Source organism: Hydrogenophaga sp., assembly GCF_022844385.1.
GTDB lineage: Bacteria > Pseudomonadota > Gammaproteobacteria > Burkholderiales > Burkholderiaceae_C > Hydrogenophaga.
This window is the reverse complement of the sequence record NZ_JALHLX010000179.1, coordinates 1-1,919: the sequence shown is the minus strand read 5'-3', so window position 1 is coordinate 1,919 and position 1,919 is coordinate 1. Positions and strand designations below refer to the sequence as shown.

3 protein-coding genes are annotated in these 1,919 nt (G+C 68.7%); all 3 read right to left on the bottom strand.

Going from position 1 to position 1,919, the window contains the following annotated elements:
- The coding region (locus Q0C59_RS18295) for a hypothetical protein (RefSeq protein WP_291218241.1) at positions 1-417 on the bottom strand (417 nt) is incomplete at its 3' end.
- A gap of 57 nt (positions 418-474) precedes the next feature.
- A complete protein-coding gene (locus Q0C59_RS18290) occupies positions 475-1,386 on the bottom strand; it encodes an alpha/beta fold hydrolase (protein WP_291218239.1) in 912 nt (303 codons plus the stop codon).
- Positions 1,387-1,407: 21 nt separating this feature from the next.
- On the bottom strand, positions 1,408-1,919 hold a 512-nt coding region (locus tag Q0C59_RS18285), incomplete at its 5' end, for a TetR/AcrR family transcriptional regulator (RefSeq protein WP_291218237.1).

Below are 1,919 nucleotides of genomic sequence, written 5' to 3'. Positions count from 1 at the left end.
CACATTGGGCTCGACCCAGGCCACGTCGGGGTGCAGGCGCACACGGCGCATCGCGTCCTCAAGTGAGCGGCCCTTCAGGGGCCGATCGAATTTCAGCAGGGCAGCGTTGCCCGCCTCGCCTGCTTCTCGCAGCGGCAAGCCCACATCCCTGGCCAAGCGGCGGGTGCGTTCCCGTGTCTGGTCGGACGCGGCTTTCCAGCGCGCACGCGCCCGCTCGCGCTCGTTGGCTCGTGGACTGCGGTCGATCAGCTCGGCTTCGGTATCGGCGGCCGAAACACGGTAGCCGATGATCAGGCCCTGGGCCGGCGCGTCAACACCTTGGGCCAGCGCCGATGCGCACGCCAGCAGGACTGCCAGCCCCAGGGCGACGAACCGGTTCTTGTATCCGAGATGTAAAAGCATGCCGGTTTGTAGCACGGGCAAGCGAGCGTTTGCACCTCATTTGACGGAGCTCCCGCGTGGGTGTTGGTCGCTTCAGACAACCGCCGAACGGCGCTGTGTTTGTGTGGCAAACCAGTCCAGCGCATCGTTCCACAGCGGCTGGGCCCTGGGCCTGAAATAACCCATATGCCCGATGGCGCCGAGACCCGCGCGCCGGACGTCCAGCGTGACGCTGCGTACCTCGGCGTTGCGGTAACCGGCCATGAAGGCGTCGCGCGAGGCCGGCGGCGCCCAGGCGTCGTCCAGCGCGTTCACGGCGACGATGGGGAAACGCACATCGCCAAAACGCTCGGTGGTCGCACGCATGGCCGGATCGTCGAAAAAGTAACGCGGGAAGCGGCACCACTGCCGCCACTGGCGGTACACATCGATCGGCAGGTCTTCGCCCATGCCGAGCCGGCTCCACGGCAAATAGCCTGCCATGCGCGTCCACACCGGACCCAGCACGCGCCACATGAAGAGCACGCGCAGGCGCTCCAGCGGCGGCATCCAGCCGTGCCAGCCAGCGCCGGTGGCGAAGGTGTATGCCCCGTCCACCGCACCGGGGTCGGGCAACAGGCCCAAGGCGTGGCCGCCATAGGAATGGCCGACCAGGTACAGCGGCATGCCCTCCTGGCGCATGGCCTCCACCGCCGCGGCGAGGTCGAGCCGGCCCCAGTCGAGGTAGTCCATGCGAAAGCCCTTGAGCGTGCTCGGGGCTGACTGCCCGATGCCGCGGTAGTCCAGCGTGAGCACGTCAAAGCCCCGGCGCGCGGCGTGCTCGGCAAAGCGCTTGTAAAAACCTTGGGGTACGGCGGTGGCGCCACCGACCACCAGGTGGCCACGCGGTGGAGACGGGCTGTGGAATCGGTGCGCAACCAGCGGGTAGCCGTCGGCAGCGGTCAGCGTGAGCCGCTCGGTGCGCACGGCCTGGTTGTTGGCGTCGGTGGAGGGAAAGTGGTTCATGAAAAGTCTCCGGTGAGGCATTCAGCGAGCCGTGCGGCTGGCCAGCAACGAGAGCAGGGTCTCGGTGGCCTGGGTGATGGGTTCGGTGCTCTGGGCCACACGGGCCTGGAGCAGGCCCCCTTCGTAGGTCGCAACGATGAGGGCGGCGATGCCCTGTGCTTGCGCGCGCGGCTCGCCGTGCTGCTCCAGCGCCAGCGCGATGCGCTCGCGCAGCGTGGCGAACGCGCGGGCCAGGGCTTCGCGCAGGGCGAGATCTTCCGGTGTGGTTTCCAGCGCCACAGTGGCCAGCGGACAGCCCGACTCGAAACCCGTCTCGCTCAACCGGCCGGTGGCGCCCGCCATCCAGCGGCGCGTGGCCTCGATCGGGTCCGTCTTCTGCGCGAGCAGGGTGTCGAGTCCGCGCAGCATGCGCGCCACCACATCGTCGATCGCGGCCACGGCCAACTCGGTCTTGCCGCCGGGAAAGTGGTGGTACAGCACACCCTTGGGCGCACCGGCCTGGGCCAGCAGCTCGGTCAGGCCGATGCCGTGCA